Annotated in this window: 19 protein-coding genes and 1 pseudogene; 7 read left to right on the top strand and 13 right to left on the bottom strand. The window is 73.1% G+C overall.

The window, feature by feature from the left end; genetic code table 11:
- Positions 1-30: 30 nt before the first annotated feature.
- Positions 31-807: a polysaccharide deacetylase family protein gene (locus tag ACFWBW_RS04605; RefSeq protein ID WP_385368328.1), complete on the top strand. Its 777-nt coding sequence runs from the start codon at positions 31-33 to the stop codon at positions 805-807.
- Here ACFWBW_RS04605 and ACFWBW_RS04600 read toward each other — a convergent pair.
- On the bottom strand, positions 795-1,040 hold the full coding sequence (locus ACFWBW_RS04600) for a hypothetical protein (RefSeq protein ID WP_385368326.1): 246 nt from the start codon (positions 1,038-1,040) through the stop codon (positions 795-797). The genes ACFWBW_RS04605 and ACFWBW_RS04600 overlap by 13 nt on opposite strands.
- A gap of 40 nt (positions 1,041-1,080) precedes the next feature.
- Positions 1,081-1,647 (bottom strand): dihydrofolate reductase family protein, encoded by a 567-nt coding sequence (locus ACFWBW_RS04595; RefSeq protein WP_385368324.1) that lies wholly within the window; start codon positions 1,645-1,647, stop codon positions 1,081-1,083.
- 63 nt (positions 1,648-1,710) lie between these two features.
- On the opposite strand from ACFWBW_RS04595, the gene ACFWBW_RS04590 reads away from it, so the two are divergent.
- The gene (locus tag ACFWBW_RS04590) at positions 1,711-2,760 is read left to right on the top strand and encodes an enoyl-CoA hydratase/isomerase family protein (RefSeq protein WP_385368433.1); all 1,050 of its coding nucleotides are present in this window, start codon (positions 1,711-1,713) and stop codon (positions 2,758-2,760) included.
- A 26-nt stretch (positions 2,761-2,786) separates the two neighbouring features.
- Here ACFWBW_RS04590 and ACFWBW_RS04585 read toward each other — a convergent pair whose 3' ends face one another.
- The 3 genes and pseudogenes from ACFWBW_RS04585 to ACFWBW_RS04575 form a co-directional block, all read right to left on the bottom strand.
- Positions 2,787-3,404 carry a DinB family protein gene (locus tag ACFWBW_RS04585; RefSeq protein WP_385368322.1) on the bottom strand — a complete coding sequence of 206 codons (618 nt, stop codon included), beginning with the start codon at positions 3,402-3,404 and terminating at the stop codon, positions 2,787-2,789.
- 17 nt (positions 3,405-3,421) lie between these two features.
- A pseudogene (locus tag ACFWBW_RS04580) lies at positions 3,422-3,601 on the bottom strand (VOC family protein); the annotation flags it as partial.
- Positions 3,602-3,647: 46 nt separating this feature from the next.
- Complete coding sequence (locus tag ACFWBW_RS04575) at positions 3,648-4,574, bottom strand: SDR family oxidoreductase (RefSeq protein ID WP_385368320.1); 927 nt, start codon at positions 4,572-4,574, stop codon at positions 3,648-3,650.
- Between the two features lie 232 nt (positions 4,575-4,806).
- Between ACFWBW_RS04575 and ACFWBW_RS04570 the strand changes: the two genes are divergently transcribed.
- A complete protein-coding gene (locus ACFWBW_RS04570) occupies positions 4,807-6,030 on the top strand; it encodes a cytochrome P450 (RefSeq protein ID WP_385368431.1) in 1,224 nt (407 codons plus the stop codon).
- On the opposite strand, the gene ACFWBW_RS04565 is transcribed toward ACFWBW_RS04570, so the two are convergent.
- The 3 genes from ACFWBW_RS04565 to ACFWBW_RS04555 form a co-directional block, all read right to left on the bottom strand.
- Positions 6,007-7,077, bottom strand: a complete 1,071-nt coding sequence (locus tag ACFWBW_RS04565) for an alpha/beta hydrolase (RefSeq protein WP_385368318.1) — start codon at positions 7,075-7,077, stop codon at positions 6,007-6,009. The two genes, ACFWBW_RS04570 and ACFWBW_RS04565, sit on opposite strands and share 24 nt — an antisense overlap.
- A 141-nt stretch (positions 7,078-7,218) precedes the next feature.
- Positions 7,219-7,476 carry a hypothetical protein gene (locus ACFWBW_RS04560; protein WP_385368316.1) on the bottom strand — a complete coding sequence of 86 codons (258 nt, stop codon included), beginning with the start codon at positions 7,474-7,476 and terminating at the stop codon, positions 7,219-7,221.
- 165 nt (positions 7,477-7,641) lie between these two features.
- Entirely contained in the window at positions 7,642-7,791 is a 150-nt protein-coding gene (locus tag ACFWBW_RS04555; RefSeq protein WP_385368314.1) for a hypothetical protein, read from the bottom strand.
- Positions 7,792-8,080: 289 nt separating this feature from the next.
- Between ACFWBW_RS04555 and ACFWBW_RS04550 the strand changes: the two genes are divergently transcribed.
- Both ACFWBW_RS04550 and ACFWBW_RS04545 read left to right on the top strand, forming a co-directional pair.
- Positions 8,081-8,863 (top strand): hypothetical protein, encoded by a 783-nt coding sequence (locus tag ACFWBW_RS04550; protein WP_385368312.1) that lies wholly within the window; start codon positions 8,081-8,083, stop codon positions 8,861-8,863.
- On the top strand, positions 8,860-9,897 hold the full coding sequence (locus ACFWBW_RS04545; RefSeq protein WP_385368310.1) for an exonuclease SbcCD subunit D: 1,038 nt from the start codon (positions 8,860-8,862) through the stop codon (positions 9,895-9,897). The genes ACFWBW_RS04550 and ACFWBW_RS04545 overlap by 4 nt, the downstream gene beginning before the upstream one ends.
- A gap of 67 nt (positions 9,898-9,964) precedes the next feature.
- Here the strand turns inward: ACFWBW_RS04545 and ACFWBW_RS04540 are convergent, their stop codons facing one another.
- The 4 genes from ACFWBW_RS04540 to ACFWBW_RS04525 all read right to left on the bottom strand — a co-directional run bounded on the left by ACFWBW_RS04540 (position 9,965) and on the right by ACFWBW_RS04525 (position 16,279).
- Entirely contained in the window at positions 9,965-11,560 is a 1,596-nt protein-coding gene (locus ACFWBW_RS04540) for a molybdopterin-dependent oxidoreductase (protein WP_385368308.1), read from the bottom strand.
- A 43-nt stretch (positions 11,561-11,603) separates the two neighbouring features.
- Positions 11,604-11,879 carry a hypothetical protein gene (locus ACFWBW_RS04535; RefSeq protein ID WP_385368306.1) on the bottom strand — a complete coding sequence of 92 codons (276 nt, stop codon included), beginning with the start codon at positions 11,877-11,879 and terminating at the stop codon, positions 11,604-11,606.
- 222 nt (positions 11,880-12,101) lie between these two features.
- Positions 12,102-14,438, bottom strand: coding sequence for an alpha-N-acetylglucosaminidase (locus ACFWBW_RS04530; RefSeq protein ID WP_385368304.1), 2,337 nt, complete (start codon positions 14,436-14,438; stop codon positions 12,102-12,104).
- 110 nt (positions 14,439-14,548) lie between these two features.
- Positions 14,549-16,279: a ricin-type beta-trefoil lectin domain protein gene (locus ACFWBW_RS04525; protein WP_385368302.1), complete on the bottom strand. Its 1,731-nt coding sequence runs from the start codon at positions 16,277-16,279 to the stop codon at positions 14,549-14,551.
- A 192-nt stretch (positions 16,280-16,471) separates the two neighbouring features.
- On the opposite strand from ACFWBW_RS04525, the gene ACFWBW_RS04520 reads away from it, so the two are divergent.
- Complete coding sequence (locus ACFWBW_RS04520) at positions 16,472-17,116, top strand: TetR/AcrR family transcriptional regulator (RefSeq protein ID WP_385368300.1); 645 nt, start codon at positions 16,472-16,474, stop codon at positions 17,114-17,116.
- Between the two features lie 99 nt (positions 17,117-17,215).
- Positions 17,216-18,175, top strand: a complete 960-nt coding sequence (locus tag ACFWBW_RS04515) for a serine/threonine dehydratase (protein ID WP_385368429.1) — start codon at positions 17,216-17,218, stop codon at positions 18,173-18,175.
- A gap of 27 nt (positions 18,176-18,202) precedes the next feature.
- Here the strand turns inward: ACFWBW_RS04515 and ACFWBW_RS04510 are convergent, their stop codons facing one another.
- Positions 18,203-18,652, bottom strand: coding sequence for a universal stress protein (locus ACFWBW_RS04510; RefSeq protein ID WP_385368298.1), 450 nt, complete (start codon positions 18,650-18,652; stop codon positions 18,203-18,205).
- Positions 18,653-18,724 lie beyond the last annotated feature (72 nt).

Raw genomic sequence — 18,724 nt, 5'->3', positions numbered from 1 at the left:
CACCACATGAATAGCTCGTGCAAGCGCCGTATGCGCCACACTTCCTCCCGGCGAATGGTCATGGCCGCGGCCGCGCTACTGGTGACGACTCTCACCGGCTGCTCCACCCTGAACGGGGTCGTCTCACCGGCGGCCATCCGCGCGGAGGCGGTCCGCTCGCTCGACAAGCCCAGTTCAGGACACACATCCGGCCCGGTGGACTGCAACGTCGCCAAGTGCGTGGCCCTCACCTTCGACGGCGGCCCGAGCGAGCCGACACCCCACCTGCTCGATTTCCTGAAACGGGAAGGAGTCCCGGCCACCTTCTTCCTCCAAGGAAAAGGCCATACCGACACCTACCCCGATATCGTGCGCCGCATGGCCGACGAAGGCCACGAGATAGCGAACCACACGTGGTCGCACGAGAACCTCACCGAACTCACTCCTGACGAAATACGTGCCGAAATGGAGCCGGTTCAGCAGGACATAGAGAAGGCGACGGGCCGTGCGCCCACCCTCATGCGCCCTCCGGGCGGCGCCACCAATGACGAGGTGAAGAAGGTGATGAAGGAACTCGGCCTGGCCCAGATCCTGTGGAGCGTCACCGCGAAGGACTACGCGACCACCGACAGCGGACTCATCAAGCAGCGCGTCCTCGACCAGACCAAGCGGGACGGGATCATCCTGCTCCACGAGCGCTACTCCGGAACCATCCCCGCCGTCCCCGGCATCGTCAGCGAACTCCGCGACCGCGGGTACACCTTCGTGACCGTCTCCCAACTCCTCGCGCCCGCCCACCCGGAACCCGGCAAGGTCTACCGCCCCTGACCGCCCTGGCTGCCGGCGAGGCGCCGCGCCGCCTGATCCCGGTGGTCGAGGAGCGGATCGCCGGGCGCGGCGCCCGCGCCGACGCCGCACACATCTCCCGCGAGCACGGTTCCCTCGACGTCCTGGTCGACAACGCCGGCATCCCCGGGGCGGGCAAGCCCGCCGGAGATCACCGCCGGCGGTGCAACCGGCACCTTCCTCGACGACGAAGGCGCCAGCCCCTGGTGGTTCACGGCCGAAGTCCGCCTCGCCCCCCGCGGGGCAAGAGCCCGATCAGGCTGGGGCGTACCGAAGCAGCACGACCCCGGTGCCGAAGGTGCGGGTCTCCTCCAGCCGGAGCGGGACCAGGCCGTCGGAGGGCGGGAAGAGGGGGTGGCCGCGGCCGATGCGTACGGGGTGCACGTAGATCCGGTACTCGTCCACCAGGCCGTGGCGCAGGAACGAGGCGGCGAGGTCCGCCCCGCTCAGGGTCAGGTCACCGCCCGGGGCGGCCTTGAGGGCCGCTACCTCCTCCGGTACGACCTCCCGCAGCACGGTGGCCTTCGGGTCGGCCTGCTCGGCGGCCAGGGTGCGCGAGTACACGTACTTCCGCGCGGAGCGCCAGATGCCCGCGAAGTCCCTCTCCGCCGCGGTCGCGGCCGGATCGGCGCCGGCGGTGGGCCAGTAGGCGGCCATCTGCTCGTAGGTGACCCGGCCCATCAGCATGCCGCCGGCCGACCGGACTTCGTCGTTCATGTGCTGGTGCAGCTCTTCGTCGACGCGGCCCCAGTCGAGCTGCCGCTCCGGACCCTCGTAGTAGCCGTCGAGGGAGACCTGCGACATCAGGATGATCTTTCCCATAACGGACCAGACTACGCGCCGTCCATACTGGACGGCGTGAAGAGCGAAGCCGACACCGTAGCCATGGCCGACACCCCCGACACCGTCCTGTGCGCCGTCGAAGGCCGTACCGGGGTGATCACCCTCAACCGCCCCAGGGCCCTCAACGCCCTCACCCATCCCATGGTGCTCGGCATCACCGAGGCCCTGACCGGCTGGGAGCGGGATCCGGGCGTGGAGCAGGTGCTCATCCGCGGGGCGGGCGAGCGGGGGCTGTGCGCAGGCGGGGACATCCGGGCCATCCACGACGACGCCAAGGCCGGGACGCGGGCCTCGGCCGCGTTCTGGCGCGACGAGTACCGGCTCAACGCGTACATCGCCCGCTACCCCAAGCCCTACGTGGCCCTCATGGACGGGATCGTGATGGGCGGCGGAGTCGGCGTGTCCGCCCACGGCGGCGTCCGCGTGGTCACCGAGCGCTCCCGCGTCGCCATGCCCGAAACCGGCATCGGGTTCGTCCCGGACGTCGGCGGCACGCACCTGCTGGCCCGCGCCCCCGGCCTGCTCGGCACCCATCTCGCCCTCACCGGCTCCGCGGTGGGCGCCGCCGACGCGCTGCTGTGCGGGCTCGCCGACCACTTCGTACCCGCCGACCGGCTGCCGGCGCTGACCGCCGAGCTCGCCGGGGCCCCGGCCGGGGAGGTGCTCGGGCGGTACGCCGCCGAGCCCGAGCCGGGGGTGCTGGCCGAGGCGCGGGGCTGGATCGACCACTGCTACGCCGCCGCCACCGTCGAGGAGATCGTGGACCGGCTGCTCGGCTACGGGGACCCGGAGGCCAAGCAGGCCGCCGAGACGATCCTCGCCAAGTCCCCGACCGCCCTGAAGGTGACCCTGGAGGCCGTGCGCCGGGCCGCCGCGCTCGGCGCCCTGGAGCCGGTGCTGGAACAGGAGTTCCGGGTCTCCTGCAATGCGTTGACCTCGCCCGACCTGGTGGAGGGCATCCGGGCGCAGGTCGTCGACAAGGACCGCACCCCGCACTGGTCCCCGGCCACCCTCGGCGAGGTCACCGAGCAGTACGTGGCCCGCTTCTTCGCCCCGCTCGCCGACGGCGGCCCCGGGATCGCCGCGGGCTGACCCATCCGCGGCGCGGGGGCTCTGTGTCAGCGCCCCCGCGCCCGGTACAGATCGCGGATCAGCGCGATCTCGGCCCCGTGGTGCAGCAGTTCCTGGTTGACCCACCAGGCGATGTCGACGAACGGCTCCTCCGCGTCGCTGCCGTGCGGGTAGGTGCAGTACCCCACGGTGTCCAGGGCGGCCTCGTCGACGCTCAGCAGCGCACCGCGCCAGGCCGCCGCGGCGGAGTCGAAGCCTGCGACGGCCGCCGCCGCCCCGCCCTCGACGCGTTGGTCGGCCCGGGTCAGCCCGCGGCTCCCGGCGGTGTGGTCGGCGCGCAGGGCGAGCATCTCGGTGAGGTGGCTCAGCCGCCACGCGATCGTGGTGAACGGCGGCGGCCAGGGATGCGGATAGGCCGCGGCATCCCGCCCCCAGTCGCCCGCACCGGCCAGTACGGTCGCCCGCGCCCCGGGCCCGTCCGTGCGGCGGCGCACCGACCAGCAGTCCGGGACCGGCTCCCAGAGGTACTCCTCGTCCGTCATGGGGCCGACCGCGGTGTCCGTCCCGTCGCCGCTGTCCATGACGGGGCCGGCCATACGGCCGGAGAGGCGGGCGCGGGCGAAGTCGAACTGGGCCAGCAGGGGGACCAGGCGGGGTGGGGTCACGGGAGCGTGTTCCTGTCCTAGGCGGTGGTGGCGTCGGGGCCGGTGGCGTAGGTGGCCGTCTCGGGCGCGGTTTCCACCCAGTCGACCAGCTCGATGATCACACCGTTGGGGTCGGACACCAGGAACACCCGCCCGCCCCAGGGCTCCACGCGAGGCTCCATGACGATCGGGACACCCTCGGAGCGCAGCCGTTCGCACTCGCCGCGGACCTGGACCGGCCAGGCCTCATCCGAAAGGCCCGCCCTACCGGTAGCCGGTGGGGTCCGCCGGGAGGTCCGGGTCCTGCACCTCGACCATGTACCGCCAGGCGTCCGGCCGGCTGCCGTCCACGTCCGTGAAGCCGTAGACCTGAGCGAGCTGCCCGCTGGAGAGCGACTGCCCGTTCCAGCGGGGCAGTTCCGGGTCGGCGGCCAGGGCCGCGACCGCGCGGCCGACGTAGAACGGGGTCTCCGAGATGCCGAAGTGCGGGACCGTCTTCAATGCGTCGCGCCAATTCGCCTCGGTGACACCGAAGTTGTCGAGCATCATCTCCGACCGGAGCCAGCCCGGGGTGAGCGCCACCGCCGTCGCCCCGCGCGGGCCCACCTCGTGTCCGAGTGCGAACGCCATGCGCAGCACCGCCGACTTGGCGATGTCGTAGAAGAAGGAGACCCGGTAGCGACTCGCGTTGTACTCCGCCGTGCCGTCCGTCATCTCCACCACCAGCCCGCCCGGCTCGCGCAGCAGCAGCGGGAGCGCGTAGTGGCTGGTCACCGCGTGGGTCTCCACGGCCAGTCGCAGCAGCCGCAGCCCCTTGTCCAGGTCGTGCTCCCAGACCGTGCTCTCCCACTCGAAGAGCCGCTCGCCGCCCCAGATGTCGTTCACCAGCACGTCGAGCCGGCCCTGCTCGGCGTCGATCCGCCCGACCAGGGCCTCGACCTGTTCGGGTACCAGGTGGTCCGCGACCACCGCGATGCCCTGGCCGCCCGCCGCCGTGACCAGCTCGGCCGTCTCCTCGATCGTCTCGGGCCGGTCGTACTCCGAGCGCCTGCCCCGCGTGCTGCGCCCGCTCACGTACACGGTCGCGCCCCGCGCCCCCAGCTCGACCGCGATGCCCCTGCCCGCGCCCCGGGTCGCCCCGGCCACCAGGGCCACCTTGCCTTCGAGAGTCCGCTGCACTTCCTCCACCATGACCGCGACCCTACGACGCCCGCGTGCGGCGGGCACGGTGCGGCGCGCCTGCGGATCGCCGCTTCGATGCGGGTGCGGCCTTGAACAACCGGCCCCCGAGGACGCACTGTTGGCCGAGATCCTTTCGTATGGTCAGGAGACAGGCTTGTCCACCGATCCCACCGCGCAGGCACCCGAGCCGACGCCCACGCGCCCGCCCACGCCCCCGTCCACGCCCGTACCCCCGCATGTCATCGACCCCGCCGGCGGCTGCCCGCACGCCCTCAACGCCAGACTGCTCGCCCGCGGCGCCGTGACCGAGGTGGTGCTTCCCGGTGGTGTGCCCGGCGCGGTCGTCCTCGGTCACGAGGCGTTGAAGGAGTTCCTGGGCCACCCCGATGTGGCCAAGGCCGCCCGGCACTTCCCCGCCCTGCACGACGGCACCATCGCCCCGGACTGGCCGCTGCGCGTCTTCGCCAACGCCCAGGGCATGCACACCGCCGACGACGCCGACCACCGCCGGCTGCGCTCCCTGGTGGGCAACGCCTTCACCGCCCGCCAGGTGGAGCGGCTGCGCCCCCGGATCGAGGAACTGACGGCCGGCCTGCTGGACGACCTGGACCGGGCGGCACAGGAGTCCCCCGACGGGGTGGCGGACCTGCGCACGCACGTCGCGCTCCCGCTCCCGATGAGCGTGATCTGCGAGCTCCTCGGCGTGAACCCCGAACACCGGGGGCGGCTGCACGAGCTGTCCAACACCGTCATCGTGGCCACGGACTCCACCCCGGCCGAGGTCATGGCGGCCGTGCGCGAGCTCGTCGAGCTGATCGGGGCCATCGCCGCCGCCCGCCGGGCCGATCCCGGCGAGGACCTGACGAGCGCGCTGATCGCCGCCCGCGACGGCGACGGCGACCGGCTCAGCGAGGCCGAACTCACCGGCACCATGCGGCTGATGCTGGTCGCGGGCCACGAGACCACGCTCAACCTGATCAGCAATGCCGTCCGCGCCCTGTGCACCCACCGCGACCAGCTAGCGCTGGTCCTGGAAGGAAAGGCCACCTGGTCCGACGTCGTCGACGAGACCCTGCGCTTCGACGGCCCGGTCAGCTGGTTCCCGTTCCGCTACCCGACCCGCGATCTGACCATCGACGGGACCCTGATCCCGCAGGGCACCCCGGTCCTCGCCGGCTACACGGCGGCCGGCCGCGACGAGGCCTTCCACGGCCCGGACGCCGACCGCTTCGACCTGACCCGCCCCACCGTGGCCCGCCACCTCTCCTTCGGGCACGGCGCCCACTACTGCGTCGGGGCCCCGCTCGCCCGGATGGAAGCCACCATCGCCCTGGATGCCCTCTTCACCCGTTTCCCGGACCTGGACCTGGCCGTCCCCGAAGCGGAACTCCCGCACCAGCGCAGCTTCATAGGCAACAGCGTGGAGTCGCTTCCGGTCCGCCTACGGGGCCTCGCCCGGCGGTGAGATCTCCGTGCTCAGCCAACCCAGGGCGTCGGGGTACATCGCGATCCAGGTCTGGAAGTTGTGCCCGCCCTGCGGGCGGACCAGGGTCTTGATCCGGACCCCGGAGTTCTGGGCCGCCTTGGTGAAGTCGGTCAGCTGCTGCGGCGGGCTGTCCTTGTCCTGCGCGGACGTGGCCAGGAACAGCCCGACGTCCGTGTTCTTTGCGTGCTGGACCAGCCACATGGGGCTGTTGCGTTCGCGCAGCACGGGATCCGACAGCACCTCCGGATCGCCGGTCAGCGGATCCGGGTCCAGGGCGGCGCCCGCCCGGAACGCCTTCGGGTACTGCAGCGGCAGCTTGGCCGCGCAGAAGGCCCCCGTGGAAATGCCCATCAGGCCCCAGCCCTTGGGCTCGGGGAGCGTGCGGAAGTTCCTGGCGACCAGATCCGGCACGTCCTCCGCGAGCCAGCTCGCCACCTTCCGCTGCGGGGTGTCCGTGCAGTCGGTGTTCACGCCGCCGGGGTACAGGTCGGGGATCACCAGGATGAAGGGGTGCGCCGCGCCGAGCTGGACGAGCTGCTCCAGCGCGCCGGGCATGTCGCCGATGTCGATCCAGGAGCGGGGCGTGCCCGGGTAGCCGTGCAGCAGCATCAGCACGGGGAACCGGGTCTTGTCGGCGCCCGGCGCGTCGTACTCCGGGGGAGTCCACACGATGACCTGGCCGGCGAGCTTCGAGTGGGAGCCGCGGAAGAAGGCGGTGCGGGTGCCGTCGCCGCTGGGAGTGAACTTGGCCCGCCCCAGCGGCGGCCCGGTCATGGCGGAGTCGTTCTGCCCGGTGTCGGTGCCCAGCAGGTCGTCCCAGGAGGAGTAGAGGCCGTAGCTCCCGTTGATCCAGGTGGCCACCACGCAGATGGCGGTGAGCTGACACAGGCCGATCATCAGCAGCCGGGCCGGCCAGCGCACCCAGCCGGGCCCGGGGATCCGGTTCCACAGGAGCAGCGCGGCGAGCATCGCGAGCGCGGTCACGACGATCAGCGTGACGAGGAACGACGTACTGGTCAGCTCCACTGCGCCGGCTCCTGACGTACGACGGAATGATGGAGAATTCCGGACAATACGCCAAATCTACGATGCGCACCGCCCGGGGGAGCGGGCGGTGCGCAACGTGTCGGACCCGGGGAGGTGGGTGCCGGGCGCGGGGCGCCGGTCTCAGATCAGGAAGCGGTACCGGCGGACGAGCGCGGTCCGGCGCCAGGCCCGGCCGAGCCCGAAGTGGTTGCCCGCGGCGGTCGTGGCCACGACCGCGCCGGCCACCGCGAGGATCCAGTGGTCGTCGGTGAGGGGGTTGGTCGCGGGCAGCATCGTGACGAGCCACATGAAGCCCATCATCATCGCGCAGGACACGGCGGCGATCCGCGTGCCGATGCCGAGCAGGAACGCCAGGCCGATGCCGAGCAGGCCCGTCATGAAGATCAGGTCAAGCCAGCCGGCGCCGGCTACCGAGTCGAAGGTGTGCGCGAAGGGGCCCTTCGTCCCGTGCAGTAGGAACCCTTCGGTCGGCGAGCCCCCGTTGATGACGGACTTGGCGGACGGGGTGCTGAATCCGAGCCCGAACAGCTTGTCCAGGAAGGGTCAGATGAAGGTCCAGGCGACCAGGACGCGGAGGGCGGCGAGGGCGATGCGGGCCGGCAGGGCGAGTGTGGGACCGCTCTCACCTCCGGTGGCCCCGGCGGCCGGGCCGGTGGCGGTGATCTTGCGAGAAGGGGCGAGCAGAGTGGCCATGACGTGCACCTTTGTCCGTTGCCAGTCTTGTGAATGCATTCACAATCTACGATCCTTATCTGGCGTGAACGAACGGCGAAGATCCCGAACCGGGGGGTCGGGAGACCTCGCAGGTCGGGACCTTCGTCCTGGGGTAGATTCACCGCCTGTTCACCTGCGCGGTTCCGGGGCTTTCGGGCGTGCTGGTGTCGTATGAGGCATGATCGACGGGGATATGCGGAAACTGCAGAAGACGCAGAAAGTGACGAGTCGCCGGATTCGTTCCGGAGTGCGGGCCGGGATGTCGCCGGTGGCGCCCTCGCGCGCGGGCTACCAGGTCAAACTGCTCGTCGACCCGGAGCGGGTGCTCGACGCCGACGGCCTGCCCACGGCCGCCGCGGCCGCCGCGCTGTCGCTCGGCGCGCCCGGCCGCTCGGAGGTCGCCCAGTACGTCGACGACGCCGGGCGCAGCCTGGGCGGGCAGGGCTGGATCGTCCGAATCCGGCGCCACGACGACGAGAACCGGGTCCGCCTCGCCTACAAGGCCCGCTTCGACATCGAGGGCGACGGTACGGACCCGGCCGCCGTGCGGCGCGTGATGGACCGCGCGTCCGGACACAACTTCTGCGCGGGCGACGGCAATTACACCGTCCAGGTCAACCTCAGCCACACCCGCGCCACCCTCGACTTCACCAACAAGAAGTGCCGGCCGGTCCCGGGACTGGCACCCGGCGAACTGCCCGGACTCGACGCCTCCCGCGCCCTCGTCCTGGACCGCCTCCCCGGGAAGCTCGCCAAGTGGGGCGCGAAACCTGCCGGTTGGGCTGAGTCGGTCGCCGCTTCATCCCGGCTCCACGGTCCCGTAAGACAGGCCAACTATCCTGGCCGGATGCTCGATCACGCGATGGAGACGCAAGTCAGCCGGCTGCGGACCGCCTCCGGCGAGCTGGCCTGGTTCGCAGAGATCACCGCCAAGGGACGCACCCTGCGCGAAGCGGTCGAGCTGCGCTCCGACCTGATGGGCAAGCTCCGCGCCGAGGGCTGGCTGCTGGAGCGGGACGCCTTCAAGACCGAGCTCATCCTCGGCCGGTGAACACCTCCGCGCCCGCGCCGATACGCGTGGCCCACCTGGCCGACCTGCACATAGGCTCCGCCCTGCGAGGCCTTGCCGACTACCCCGGGGCGCCCGCGATAGACCGGCGCGAAGCCCCGTACGAGGCCCTGAGCGCGGCCGTGCACCGCATCGCCGGGGGCGGCTACGACGCGGTGCTCGTCGCCGGGGACGTCTTCGACCGCCGCCACACCGACGCCCGCGCGCTGGCCGCCTGCCAGGACGCGCTCGGCGCCTTCCACGAGGCGGGCCTGCGCACGGTGGTGGTCTCGGGCAACCACGACGCCGAGACCCCGCTGCCGCACAAACTGAACCTCCCGCCCTCGGTGCGCTGGCTCGGCGCCGACGCCCCCGAGTCGGTGACCTGGCCCGACCTCGGCATCACCGTCCACGGCCAGTCGGTGGCGGTGCCCGACGAGCGCCGCGACCTCGCGGCCGGCTTCCCCCGCGCGATACCCGGCGCCGTCAACATAGGGCTGCTGCACACCAGCCTGCACGGAGCCTGGAGCCGCAGGATCTGCGCACCGGCAGACCCGCGGACGCTGGCCCGCGCCGGATACGACTACTGGGCGCTGGGCCACGTCCACCACCGGCTGGTCCCCGGCGCCGGCGCCTTCGCCGCCTACCCGGGCAACACGCACGCCCGCGGCCCCGCAGAGTCGGGCGGCCGCGGTTTCACCGAGCTCCTGATCGAAGGACCCGCCGCGGACCCGGACCCGAGCCGCGACCCGGGTCGCGAACGCCGCCGGATCCGGATCCTCCCGGTGGACACCGCCCCGGTGCGCTACGAGACGCTGCACCTCCCGTACCCGCAGACCGCCGAGGCCGAACTGAGGGACCGCTTCGCGGCCGTCCCGGAGCCGCCCGCGGGCGGCGCCGGCGCCGTCGTGGTCTGGACCCTCAGCGCCGCCACCCCGCCCGACCTGCTCCACGAGGCCCGCGCCCTGGCCGGCCCGGCCGCCATGGTCTGCCCGGCCGAGGGCCCGCACACCGAGGGTCCGGCCGTCGCCTGCTGAACGGGCCCGATCGGCAGGACACCGGACGACCCAGGCCTGACGCCCGGCCTGATCGGCAAGACACCCCCTAGCCCCGGACCCGGACCGTCACCGCGTGCCGGCCGGTGGCCCCGTCGGGGAGGGTTCCGGTGCGATCCCCCGTCTGTACGGCGCCGGTGCGGTCCGTGGCGCGGACCTCCAGGGTGTGCCCGCCAGGAGCCGCCTCCCAGGGCCACACCCACTGGCGCCAGGTGTCGTCCCCGTCCGCCGCCCCGAGCCGGGCCTCCCGCCACGGGCCCGCGTCCACCCGTACCTCGACCCGCGCGATGCCCCGGTGCTGCGCCCACGCCACCCCGGCGACGGCCACCCGGCCCGCCGCGACCTCGGCGAAGGGGCGCGGGGTGTCGATGCGCGACTGGGTCTTGACCGGAGCCTGCTGCGCCCAGGAACGGCGCACCCAGTACGCGTCGTACGCGGCGAAGGTGGTCAGCCGCAGCTCGCGCAGCCACTTGCACGCGGAGACGTACCCGTACAGGCCGGGCACGATCATCCGGACGGGGAAGCCGTGCCGGAAGGGGAGCGGCTCGCCGTTCATGCCCACGGCCAGCAGCGCCTCGCGGCCGTCCATCACGGCCTCGACGGGGGTGCCGAGGGTCATCCCGTCCACCGAGCGCGCCACGAGCTGGTCGGCCCGGCCGCCCTGCGACGGCGGTCGCACCCCCGCTTCGCGGAGCAGATCGGCGAGCCGCACGCCGAGCCAGCGGGCATTGCCCGCGTACGGGCCGCCGACCTCGTTCGACACGCAGGTGAGGGTGGCGTCGTGTTCGACCAGGGGGCGGGCCAGCAGGTCGTGCAGGCCGAGGTCGAGGGGCCTGGAAACCCCGTCCCCGTGGACGCGCAGCCGCCAGGTGTCCGCGTCCACGCGCGGGACGACCAGCGCGGTGTCCACCCGGTAGAACGCCCGGTTGGGGGTGATGAAGGGCGTGGTCCCGGGGATCCGCAGGTCCGACCCGGCCGGTACGGGCGGGGCCGGCACGGCGGGCCGCGGAAGGACGAGTCCGGCCCGCGAGGCCGTGGCTCCCGCGTCCCCGAAGGCGCCGAGCCGTCGCCCGGCGTACCCGGCCCCGGCCGAGAGGGCCAGGGTGGCGAGGGCGAGGCGGCCGAAGCCGCGCCGGTCCATGGCGGTGGGCGGGCCGGCTCCCGAGGACCGCGGGTGGGGCCGGGGGATCGCCCTGACCAGCAGGTACAGCACTCCGGCGGCCGCGAGTCCGCCCACCAGCGAGGGCAGCGCGTCCTGCGGGGCGGCCTCCGGCCGGCCGAGTGCGGCCAGCGCGCCGAGCAAGCCGGTGGCGGCGGCGAGCGCCGTGCCCGCGGCCGGGCGGCGTACGGCGAGCAGTCCGGCCACGATCGCCACCGCGGCCAGCACGGCGCCGATGCCCAGGGTCAGGACCAGCTTGTCGGCCGTGCCGAACTGGCGGATCGCCCATTGCTCGACGGCGGCGGGGGTCGCGTCGACCACGGCCCCGCCGACGGCGGTGACCGGGGCGGCCTCGGGGCGTACGGCCGCCGCGGCCAGCTGGGCCAGCGCGAGCCCGGCGAAGGCGGCGAGCAGTCCGCTGACGGCGCCGAGCGCGGCCCGGCCCGGCCGTGCGGGGCCGGCCCGCCCCGCTTTCGTACGGATCATGCGGAGTCACCGCCCGCCCCGCTCGGTGGGATGTGCCCCCCAGCTACCAGGGTGCCTCGGCGCCGGGGGTCCGCGCCTCGGGTGAGCGGGTGACCGGCCCGCTCCACGGCCGGCGCTTGCGCAGTTCCACGATCCCGTCGGTGAGCCGTGCCCGCAGATCGGAGCGGCGGCGCAACTGCAGCTCCCGGTCGGCGGACGGCCGTAACCGGCCGGAGGCGGGCAGACCGGCGGGCATACCGGCGGGCGCGGTGCCCCCGCCGGTGAGGAGCGTCAGCAGCTCCAGCGTCGATGGGGTGCGGTGCGGGTCGGTCTCGGACATGGCGGGCGTCCTTCCGGCGATGGCGGCGTCGGAAAGGGCGGCCGTCGGATGATGTTTCCGCGACCGCCCCTGATCCGTTCCCGTCAGTTTCCTTCAGTGAACCCGGTGCCCCGCTTGAGCGGCGGCCGATCGCCCCGGTTGTCCCCCGGGCGGGTGGGGAGCATCCCGCCCGGGGGTGAGCGGTGCTTCATCGGGAGATCTCCACGCACCTTGTGGTGTAGGTCAGTTGACCTCGGGAAGGGTGGCGGCGATACCGCTCGCCAAGACGTACGGGTCACCGCTCGGCCGCGCCGGGTGGCGGGTGGTGAGCCGGGCCCAGTCGTCCTCGAAGGCGTGCCAGTCGATCGCCCTCGGCGCGGCGCGCTGCACGAGGGCCTCCTCCAGCGAGGCGAAGTAGGAGGACCAGCGCCGGGCGTACAACTCGCTGATCAGGCCGCTCCATTCACGGTTCGCGTAGTCGTGCAGGAAGCCGCCCTCGCTGGTGCTCTGCCTCCCCCACACGCTGAGGATCGAGCGGGCGTCGTACTCGTACCGGTCCCGCTCGGCCTCGTCGGCGCCGTGCGAGCGGGCCGCCGAAAGCCAGGAGCCGAGCAGGAAGTTCGGATCGGAGCCGACGAGCGCGTCCAACTGCTTCTCCCGGTAGGCCCAGTCGGCGGTCAGCTCCCGGAACAGGGCCAGGTCCTTGGCTTCGTAGGCCGCCTTGATCTTGGGCAGCAGAACCCGCGAGTGGTTGGCGAGGGCCTGCCGGGTGGTGTCCACCAGGTCGAAGCGGTAGGCGCTGGATCCGCGCAGCCGGGCGTCCACCTTGAGCAGGTGGTCGAGGGCGCGGCGTACCGAACCGGCCGGATACCGCATCGCCTTGGGGCTCCAGTAGGCCGATCCCACCGCCGTCAGGCTCGGCCGGGCGGTGAACAGGCTGTCCTGGGACTCCGACCACAGCCCCGAGGAGGTGCTGTACGGGCCCTTGCGCAGCTCCTCCCAGGCCGCGGCGGCCGCGGCGTCCGGGGCCCCGTACCGGCGGCCTGCGAAGTCCGCGAACCACTTGCGCTGGTCGATGGGGCCGGGCTCCCACGCCAGGTCGGTGAAGAGGTCGAAGGCCGCCGGGTTGGTCCCGGTGGCCTCGGGCAGGTAGGCGATGCCGGTGAGCGCGCTGTCGGGCTTCGCGCTCCAGGCCTGGAAGCGGTCGATCCACACCGAGGTGTTGGCGCCGATCGTCGTGTGCCCGCCGAAGTTGTAGATCGAGCCGATGGCGTACGAGGTACCGGCCCAACGGGTTTCGCGGTCCAGCCTGTTGTACCGGTCGGAGAGCCCGTCCAGGATCAGCAGCTTCGAGGTGTCCACCCCGGCCAGCAGCTCCTTGGTCGGATCGTCCTGCCAGCCCAGCACCGCCCACAGTGCTCCCGGGTGCGCCGCCCACAGGGCCTGCTGCACCGCCCCGGCGGCCGCCTTCACGTCCACCGAACCGGTCTGCCCGCCCTCGTGCAGCGGGCTCATCCGGTACATCGTGCTGTCCCCGAACACCGCGCGCTGCTCGGCGTAGTACGCGGCGGCCAGCCGGGCGAAGGGAGGCGAGACCGGGTCCAGCCAGTCGGGCCGGTCGAAGCCCGCCCAGTCGCCCTGCGGAACCGTCACCGCGCCCGGATTGCGCCCGGCGAAGGACGGCGGCACCGTCCCGAAGTAGCCCGGCAGGACCGGGGTCATGCCGAGGCCGCGCAGCTGTTCGGCGATCCTGCCGCCCAACGTGGCCCGCCCGCGCATCAGTTCCTCGGACACCGGACCGCCGAAGCCGCTCAGGTTCTGCAGCAGCCACCAGCTCTGGTGACCGGGCCCCGGGATCCACTCCCGCATCTCCTCGGCGGTGTAACCGAACTGCTGGAGCGCCCGGTAGTACGGGTACTCGGCGCCGATCTGCACGAACACCTCGTTGATGCCGTGCAGCGCCATCAGGTCGACCTGGCGCTGGTGCTCCTCGAAGGTGCGGTACGGACCGGAGTACCCGTCGTCGGTGTCGTTGAGCGCGTACCGGTGCGCCACCCGCGCGCTGCGGGTGACCGGGGAGGGCACCGCCGGCAGCTCTGCGGGCAGCACGCCGATGCTGTCGCCGGGCCAGCCGATGTCCGCTCCGGCGACGTGCTGGAGGTACCAGCCGACCCCGGTGAGCAGGGTGGCGCCGGTGGAACCCCGGACGGTGATCGCACCGGCCGTGCCGGACACGGTGAAGGTGTCGGGCCCGGCTCCGGGGTCGGGCACCAGCGTGAACTGCCCGGCGTGGCGCGGCAGCAGCCGCTGCAGGGAGGCCCGCGCGGGTCCGGCGTCGAAGGCCCGCGGCCGGGGCGCGGGAGACGTCGCGGACGGCGTCGCGGGCGGCGTCGCGATGTGTCCCGCGCCGGGCCGGGCGGGGTTCCGGGCGGCGGGAGCCGTGGCCCCCGCCGCGGGATCCGTCGCGCCGGGGGCGGCCCCGGCGACCGCCAGGGTGAGCAGGACCGCGGGCAGCGCGGCCAGGGTGACCCGGCGGCGCGCCCGCCGGACCCGGCCGTGGCGTGGGATGGGGACCGGCATGCGCGTCGTCCTCGTCTCGGCCGGCTCAGGCGCTGCGGCCGGCCCGCTCGGCTCGGTGGGTGGGTGCTTCCTCGTCTGATGCCTCGTCGGCTTCCCCATGGGGCGGGCCGTCAGACCGGCAGGGCCCACGCCTGGTCGACCTGGTGGTCGCCGCAGGGCGTCAGCCGCAGCCGCTCGGCGGGGGTGCCCGGTTCGACGGGGACCGCCGCGGGCGCCGGAGCCGTCAGGCAGAGCCCGCTCGCGTCCTCGACCAGGGCCCCGTCACGGCGGGGCGTCCAGCTCTGACCCGACTGGCGGCGCCGCTGGTCGCCCGAGCAGTCGGCCAGCTCCACGAGGCCCTCCTCGCCCGCCGACAGGCAGGCGCCGGCCAGGCGCAGGCTGCCGTACCGGCCCAGGGTCCAGCGCTGGTCGGGTGCTCCCGTACAGGCGGCCATCACGACGGCGCCGACGCCGGTGGTGTTCGCCCCGTCGGTGCAGGCGGCGCTCGTGCCGGAGCCGCGGCCGGCGATCTGCCCGGTGGGCACGGCCTCGCCGCAGCCGGTGCGCGGGGTGAGCCGCCAGACACCGGTGTCGTGCGCGGCCAGCGTTCCGGTCAGGGTGTCGGCCACCTCGCGGGTCTCACCGGTCCACAGGTTCTTCGCGTCGACGGTGCACGAGCCCGGTCCCAGCCCGAGCTCGTCGAGCGGTACGCGGATGTCGCGGGCGGCGGCGGACCGGTTGAGCACGGCGACCGCGCGGTCCCCGTTCGCCAGCGGCCGCACCAGGATGTCGAAGGTGGCGTTCGAGGACACCACCGTGCCCTGGACGCCCATCGGGTCCTGGTCCAGTGCGATCAGATCGGTGTTGCCGAGGGCGGCGAGCCCGTCCGGGGTGAGCTCGGAGACCTGCGAGGACAGGATGAACGGCGCGGCCATCATGGCCCACAGGCCGACCTGGCTGCGGCTCTCCGCCGGGCTGAGTCCGGGGGCCCCCGCGATCAGGAAGTCGGGGTCGTTCCAGTTGCCGGGGCCGGCGTACCGGCCGAGCCAGCGGTTGTAGCCGTAGTTGCCCATGACCGAGCTCCAGCGCGAGGTGGTCGGGGCGGCCGGGTTGTAGACCTTGATGTCCCGGCCCTCGCGCCACAGCTGGCCGGTCTCCCCGACCCAGTCGATCACCTTGTGCCAGTCGGAGCCGCCCCACTCGCCCTGCTGGAAGTAGGCGGGTGCCGAAGCGGACAGCACCATGTCGCGGCCGCTGTCGCGCAGCGCCCTGGCGACGGAGTTGTAGGCGTCCCGGTAGGCCTGTTCCTTGGTCTTGCCCTCGGGGATCCAGAGGTTGCAGCCGTCCATCTTGACGTAGTCCACCTCCCAGGAGGCGAACTGGCGGGCGTCGCGGGCGTAGTGGTCGGGTCCACCGCCGACGGGGGAGCCGCTGCCGGGGTAGCGCTCGCAGGTCAGGGAGCCGGCGTCCTGGTAGATGCCGAACTTCAGCTTCCTGGCGTGCAGGTACTCACCGAGCCAGGCCATGCCGTGCGGGAACTTCTCCGTGTCGACGACCAGATTGCCCTCGGTGTCACGGCTCTTGGTCATCCAGCAGTCGTCGATGGTGACGGTGTCGTAGCCCTTGGCTGCCAGGCCGGTGGCCACGAGCGCGTCCGCGTTCGCCACGACCTTGGCCTCGTCGATGTCGCACATGTAGTGCGCCCAGTTGTTCCAGCCCATGGGCGGGGTGAGCGCGAGCGGGGTGGCAGAAGTCGCGTCGGGCTCGTGGGGCCCGGCCGTCGCCGGGGCGGGGCAGAGCGCGAGGGCGAGCAGGGCGGCCGCGGTCAGACAGGGGAGCGACGCACGCAGGCGAGGCGGCACGGAGTCTCCTTGACGTGGGGGCTGTCGAGGGCTCAGTGCAGCGGTGTGACTACCCGCTGTCAACATAAGTCGGGTGTTATTGATCAATGACCAGCAATATGGGTGTAGTCGAGTGCACACGAAGGGGTTGATACGCCGTACGGTACGTCGTTCCTTACGGTGTATGTGCCGATGGCTGATACGGTGTATCTCATGCCGAGAAGATCAGCCGCCCTGGACCGCGCCACACCCGAGGCGATCGCCGTCGCCGCCCTGCGGATCCTCGACGAACAGGGACCCGCCGCGCTCAGCTTCCGCGCGCTCGCCGAGCGGCTCGAGGTCTCGCACGCCACCGTCCAGCGCCGCTGCACCGACCTCGCCGGCCTGCTCGACCTCTGCACCGAGCACCTCGCCGCCCAGCTGCCCGGGATCCCGGCCGCCGCGGGCTGGGCCGAAGCCACCGAGCAGCGGTTCACCGCCCTCTACCGGCTGCTCGCGGACCACCCCGGGCTGATGATCCTGCGCGGCGGCCGCCCCTGGCTCGGCCGGCAGCTGCTCGCCCGGCTCGTCGAGCCGGCGCTCGCCGACAGCGTGGCCGCCGGGATGACCCCCGCCGAGGCGATGACCGCGTACCGGCGGATGTACCTGCTGACCCTGGGCAGCGCGGCCTTCGTCGACCACCGGGACCCGGCCGCCGCCACCGCCGCCTCGCGCGCGGCGCTGGCAGCCCTGGACCCCGCCGACTTCCCCGTGCTCTCCGCCGGGCTGGCCGACGTACTGCCCGCCCTGACCGACCACGAGGTGTACTACGGCGCCCTGCGCCAGCTGATCGAGGCGAACCGGCCCGCCGGAGCCTGACGAGATGTCCGCATGTCCGCATGTCCGCATGTCCGCATGTCCGAACGACAGGAGTACGGGTCCATGGAACAGCAGCTCGACGCGGCGGCACTCGACGTGATGCCACTCGACACGGCGACACTCGACGCGGCGACACTCGACTACGCCGCCGTGCGCGCCGCCGCAGGCCGGATCGCCGGGGCCGTGCGGCCCGTCACGGTGATACCGGCGGGCGGAGGGATCTCGTACGCCCTGGAGTACCTCCAGCACACCGGCTCCTTCAAGGCGCGCGGCGCCCGCAACTTCCTCGCCGCCCACCGCGCCTCCGGCACCCTCCCCGACGCCGGGGTCACCATCGCCTCCGGCGGCAACGCCGGACTCGCCTGCGCCTGGGCGGCCCTCGCCGAGGGCGTACCCGCCACCGTGTTCCTGCCGGCCACGGCCCCGCGCGTGAAGGTGGAGCGGCTGCGCGGGTACGGGGCCGACGTACGGCTCATCGGCGACCGCTACGCCGAAGCGCTCGCCGCCTGCCGGGAGTTCGCCGCCGAGAGTGGGGCGCTGAGCAGCCACGCGTACGACCACCCGCTCATCGCCGCGGGCGCCGGGACCCTGCTCGACGAGATCCGCACCGCCCTGCCCGGCCTGGACACGGTCGTCGTCGCGGTCGGTGGGGGCGGGCTGTTCGCCGGCATCGCGACCGCCGCACGGGAACACGGCGTACGGGTCGTCGCGGCCGAACCGGAGAACTGCCGGGCCCTGAACGCGGCCCTGGAAGCCGGCCGGCTGGTGGACGTCCCGGTGGACTCGGTGGCCTCCGACTCGCTCGGAGCCACCCGGGTCTCCGCGGACGCGCTGGCCGCCGTGCGGGAACCGAACGCCGCATCGGTCCTGGTCCCGGACGCGGCGATCACCGCCGCCCGGCGCGCGCTCTGGGACGAGCACCGCATCGTGGTCGAAGCGGGCGCGGCCACCGCCCTGGCGGCCGTACGCACCGCTCCCGGGCCGCTCGGTGAGCGGGTCGCCGTGGTGCTCTGCGGGGCCAACACCGACCCGGCGGACCTGGGCTCCGCACCGTCCTGAGCCGGCCGGGGCCCCGGGCCCCGCGACTCAGGCGGAGCCGTCCTCGCGGACCACGACGACCGTACTGGCCGCGTACTGCACCACCTGCTGGCTCACCGAGCCCAGCAGCGCGCCCTTGATGCCGCCGTAGCCGCGAGTGCCGACGACCGTCATCGCGGCCTCCTTCGAGGCCTCCACCAGCACCTGCGCGGGCGCGCCCTGCTCCACCCGGCGGAAGACCGGAACGCCCGGCGAGGTACCGACCGCCTCCGCCACGGTGTCCGCGAGCTTCTGCCGGGCCGCTTCCTCCGCGTGCACCAGCTCGGTCTGCGCGGCCGGGCTGACGCCGAAGGGATTGGTGTTCCAGTCCCAACTCATCACGGCGTGCACGCGGCCGCCGATGGCCTTCGCCTGGGCCACGGCCCAGCGCAGGGCCTGCTTCGAGTGGTTCGAACCGTCCACGCCGACGACGATCAGAGGCTCGGTGTTCTGGCTCACGATGGTTCCTCACGCTTCGTCCGAATGATCGTTCTCATCCCTGTATACACGCCGCACCCGGTCCGACCTCGA

The sequence above is a fragment of the Streptomyces sp. NPDC059957 genome (assembly GCF_042730015.1).
Lineage (GTDB): Bacteria > Actinomycetota > Actinomycetes > Streptomycetales > Streptomycetaceae > Streptomyces.
This window is presented reverse-complemented; position numbering and strand designations above follow the sequence as displayed.

Excerpts from the sequence above, each read along its gene's own strand:
- ACFWBW_RS04605 (WP_385368328.1), top strand. The coding sequence starts at position 31 with ATGCGCCACACTTCCTCCCGGCGAATGGTCATGGCCGCGGCCGCGCTA.
- ACFWBW_RS04595 (WP_385368324.1), bottom strand. The coding sequence starts at position 1,647 with ATGGGAAAGATCATCCTGATGTCGCAGGTCTCCCTCGACGGCTACTAC.
- ACFWBW_RS04590 (WP_385368433.1), top strand. The coding sequence starts at position 1,711 with ATGGCCGACACCCCCGACACCGTCCTGTGCGCCGTCGAAGGCCGTACC.
- ACFWBW_RS04575 (WP_385368320.1), bottom strand. The coding sequence starts at position 4,574 with ATGGTGGAGGAAGTGCAGCGGACTCTCGAAGGCAAGGTGGCCCTGGTG.
- ACFWBW_RS04560 (WP_385368316.1), bottom strand. The coding sequence starts at position 7,476 with ATGACGGGCCTGCTCGGCATCGGCCTGGCGTTCCTGCTCGGCATCGGC.
- ACFWBW_RS04555 (WP_385368314.1), bottom strand. The coding sequence starts at position 7,791 with ATGGCCACTCTGCTCGCCCCTTCTCGCAAGATCACCGCCACCGGCCCG.
- ACFWBW_RS04540 (WP_385368308.1), bottom strand. The coding sequence starts at position 11,560 with ATGATCCGTACGAAAGCGGGGCGGGCCGGCCCCGCACGGCCGGGCCGG.
- ACFWBW_RS04535 (WP_385368306.1), bottom strand. The coding sequence starts at position 11,879 with ATGTCCGAGACCGACCCGCACCGCACCCCATCGACGCTGGAGCTGCTG.
- ACFWBW_RS04530 (WP_385368304.1), bottom strand. The coding sequence starts at position 14,438 with ATGCCGGTCCCCATCCCACGCCACGGCCGGGTCCGGCGGGCGCGCCGC.
- ACFWBW_RS04520 (WP_385368300.1), top strand. The coding sequence starts at position 16,472 with ATGCCGAGAAGATCAGCCGCCCTGGACCGCGCCACACCCGAGGCGATC.
- ACFWBW_RS04515 (WP_385368429.1), top strand. The coding sequence starts at position 17,216 with ATGCCACTCGACACGGCGACACTCGACGCGGCGACACTCGACTACGCC.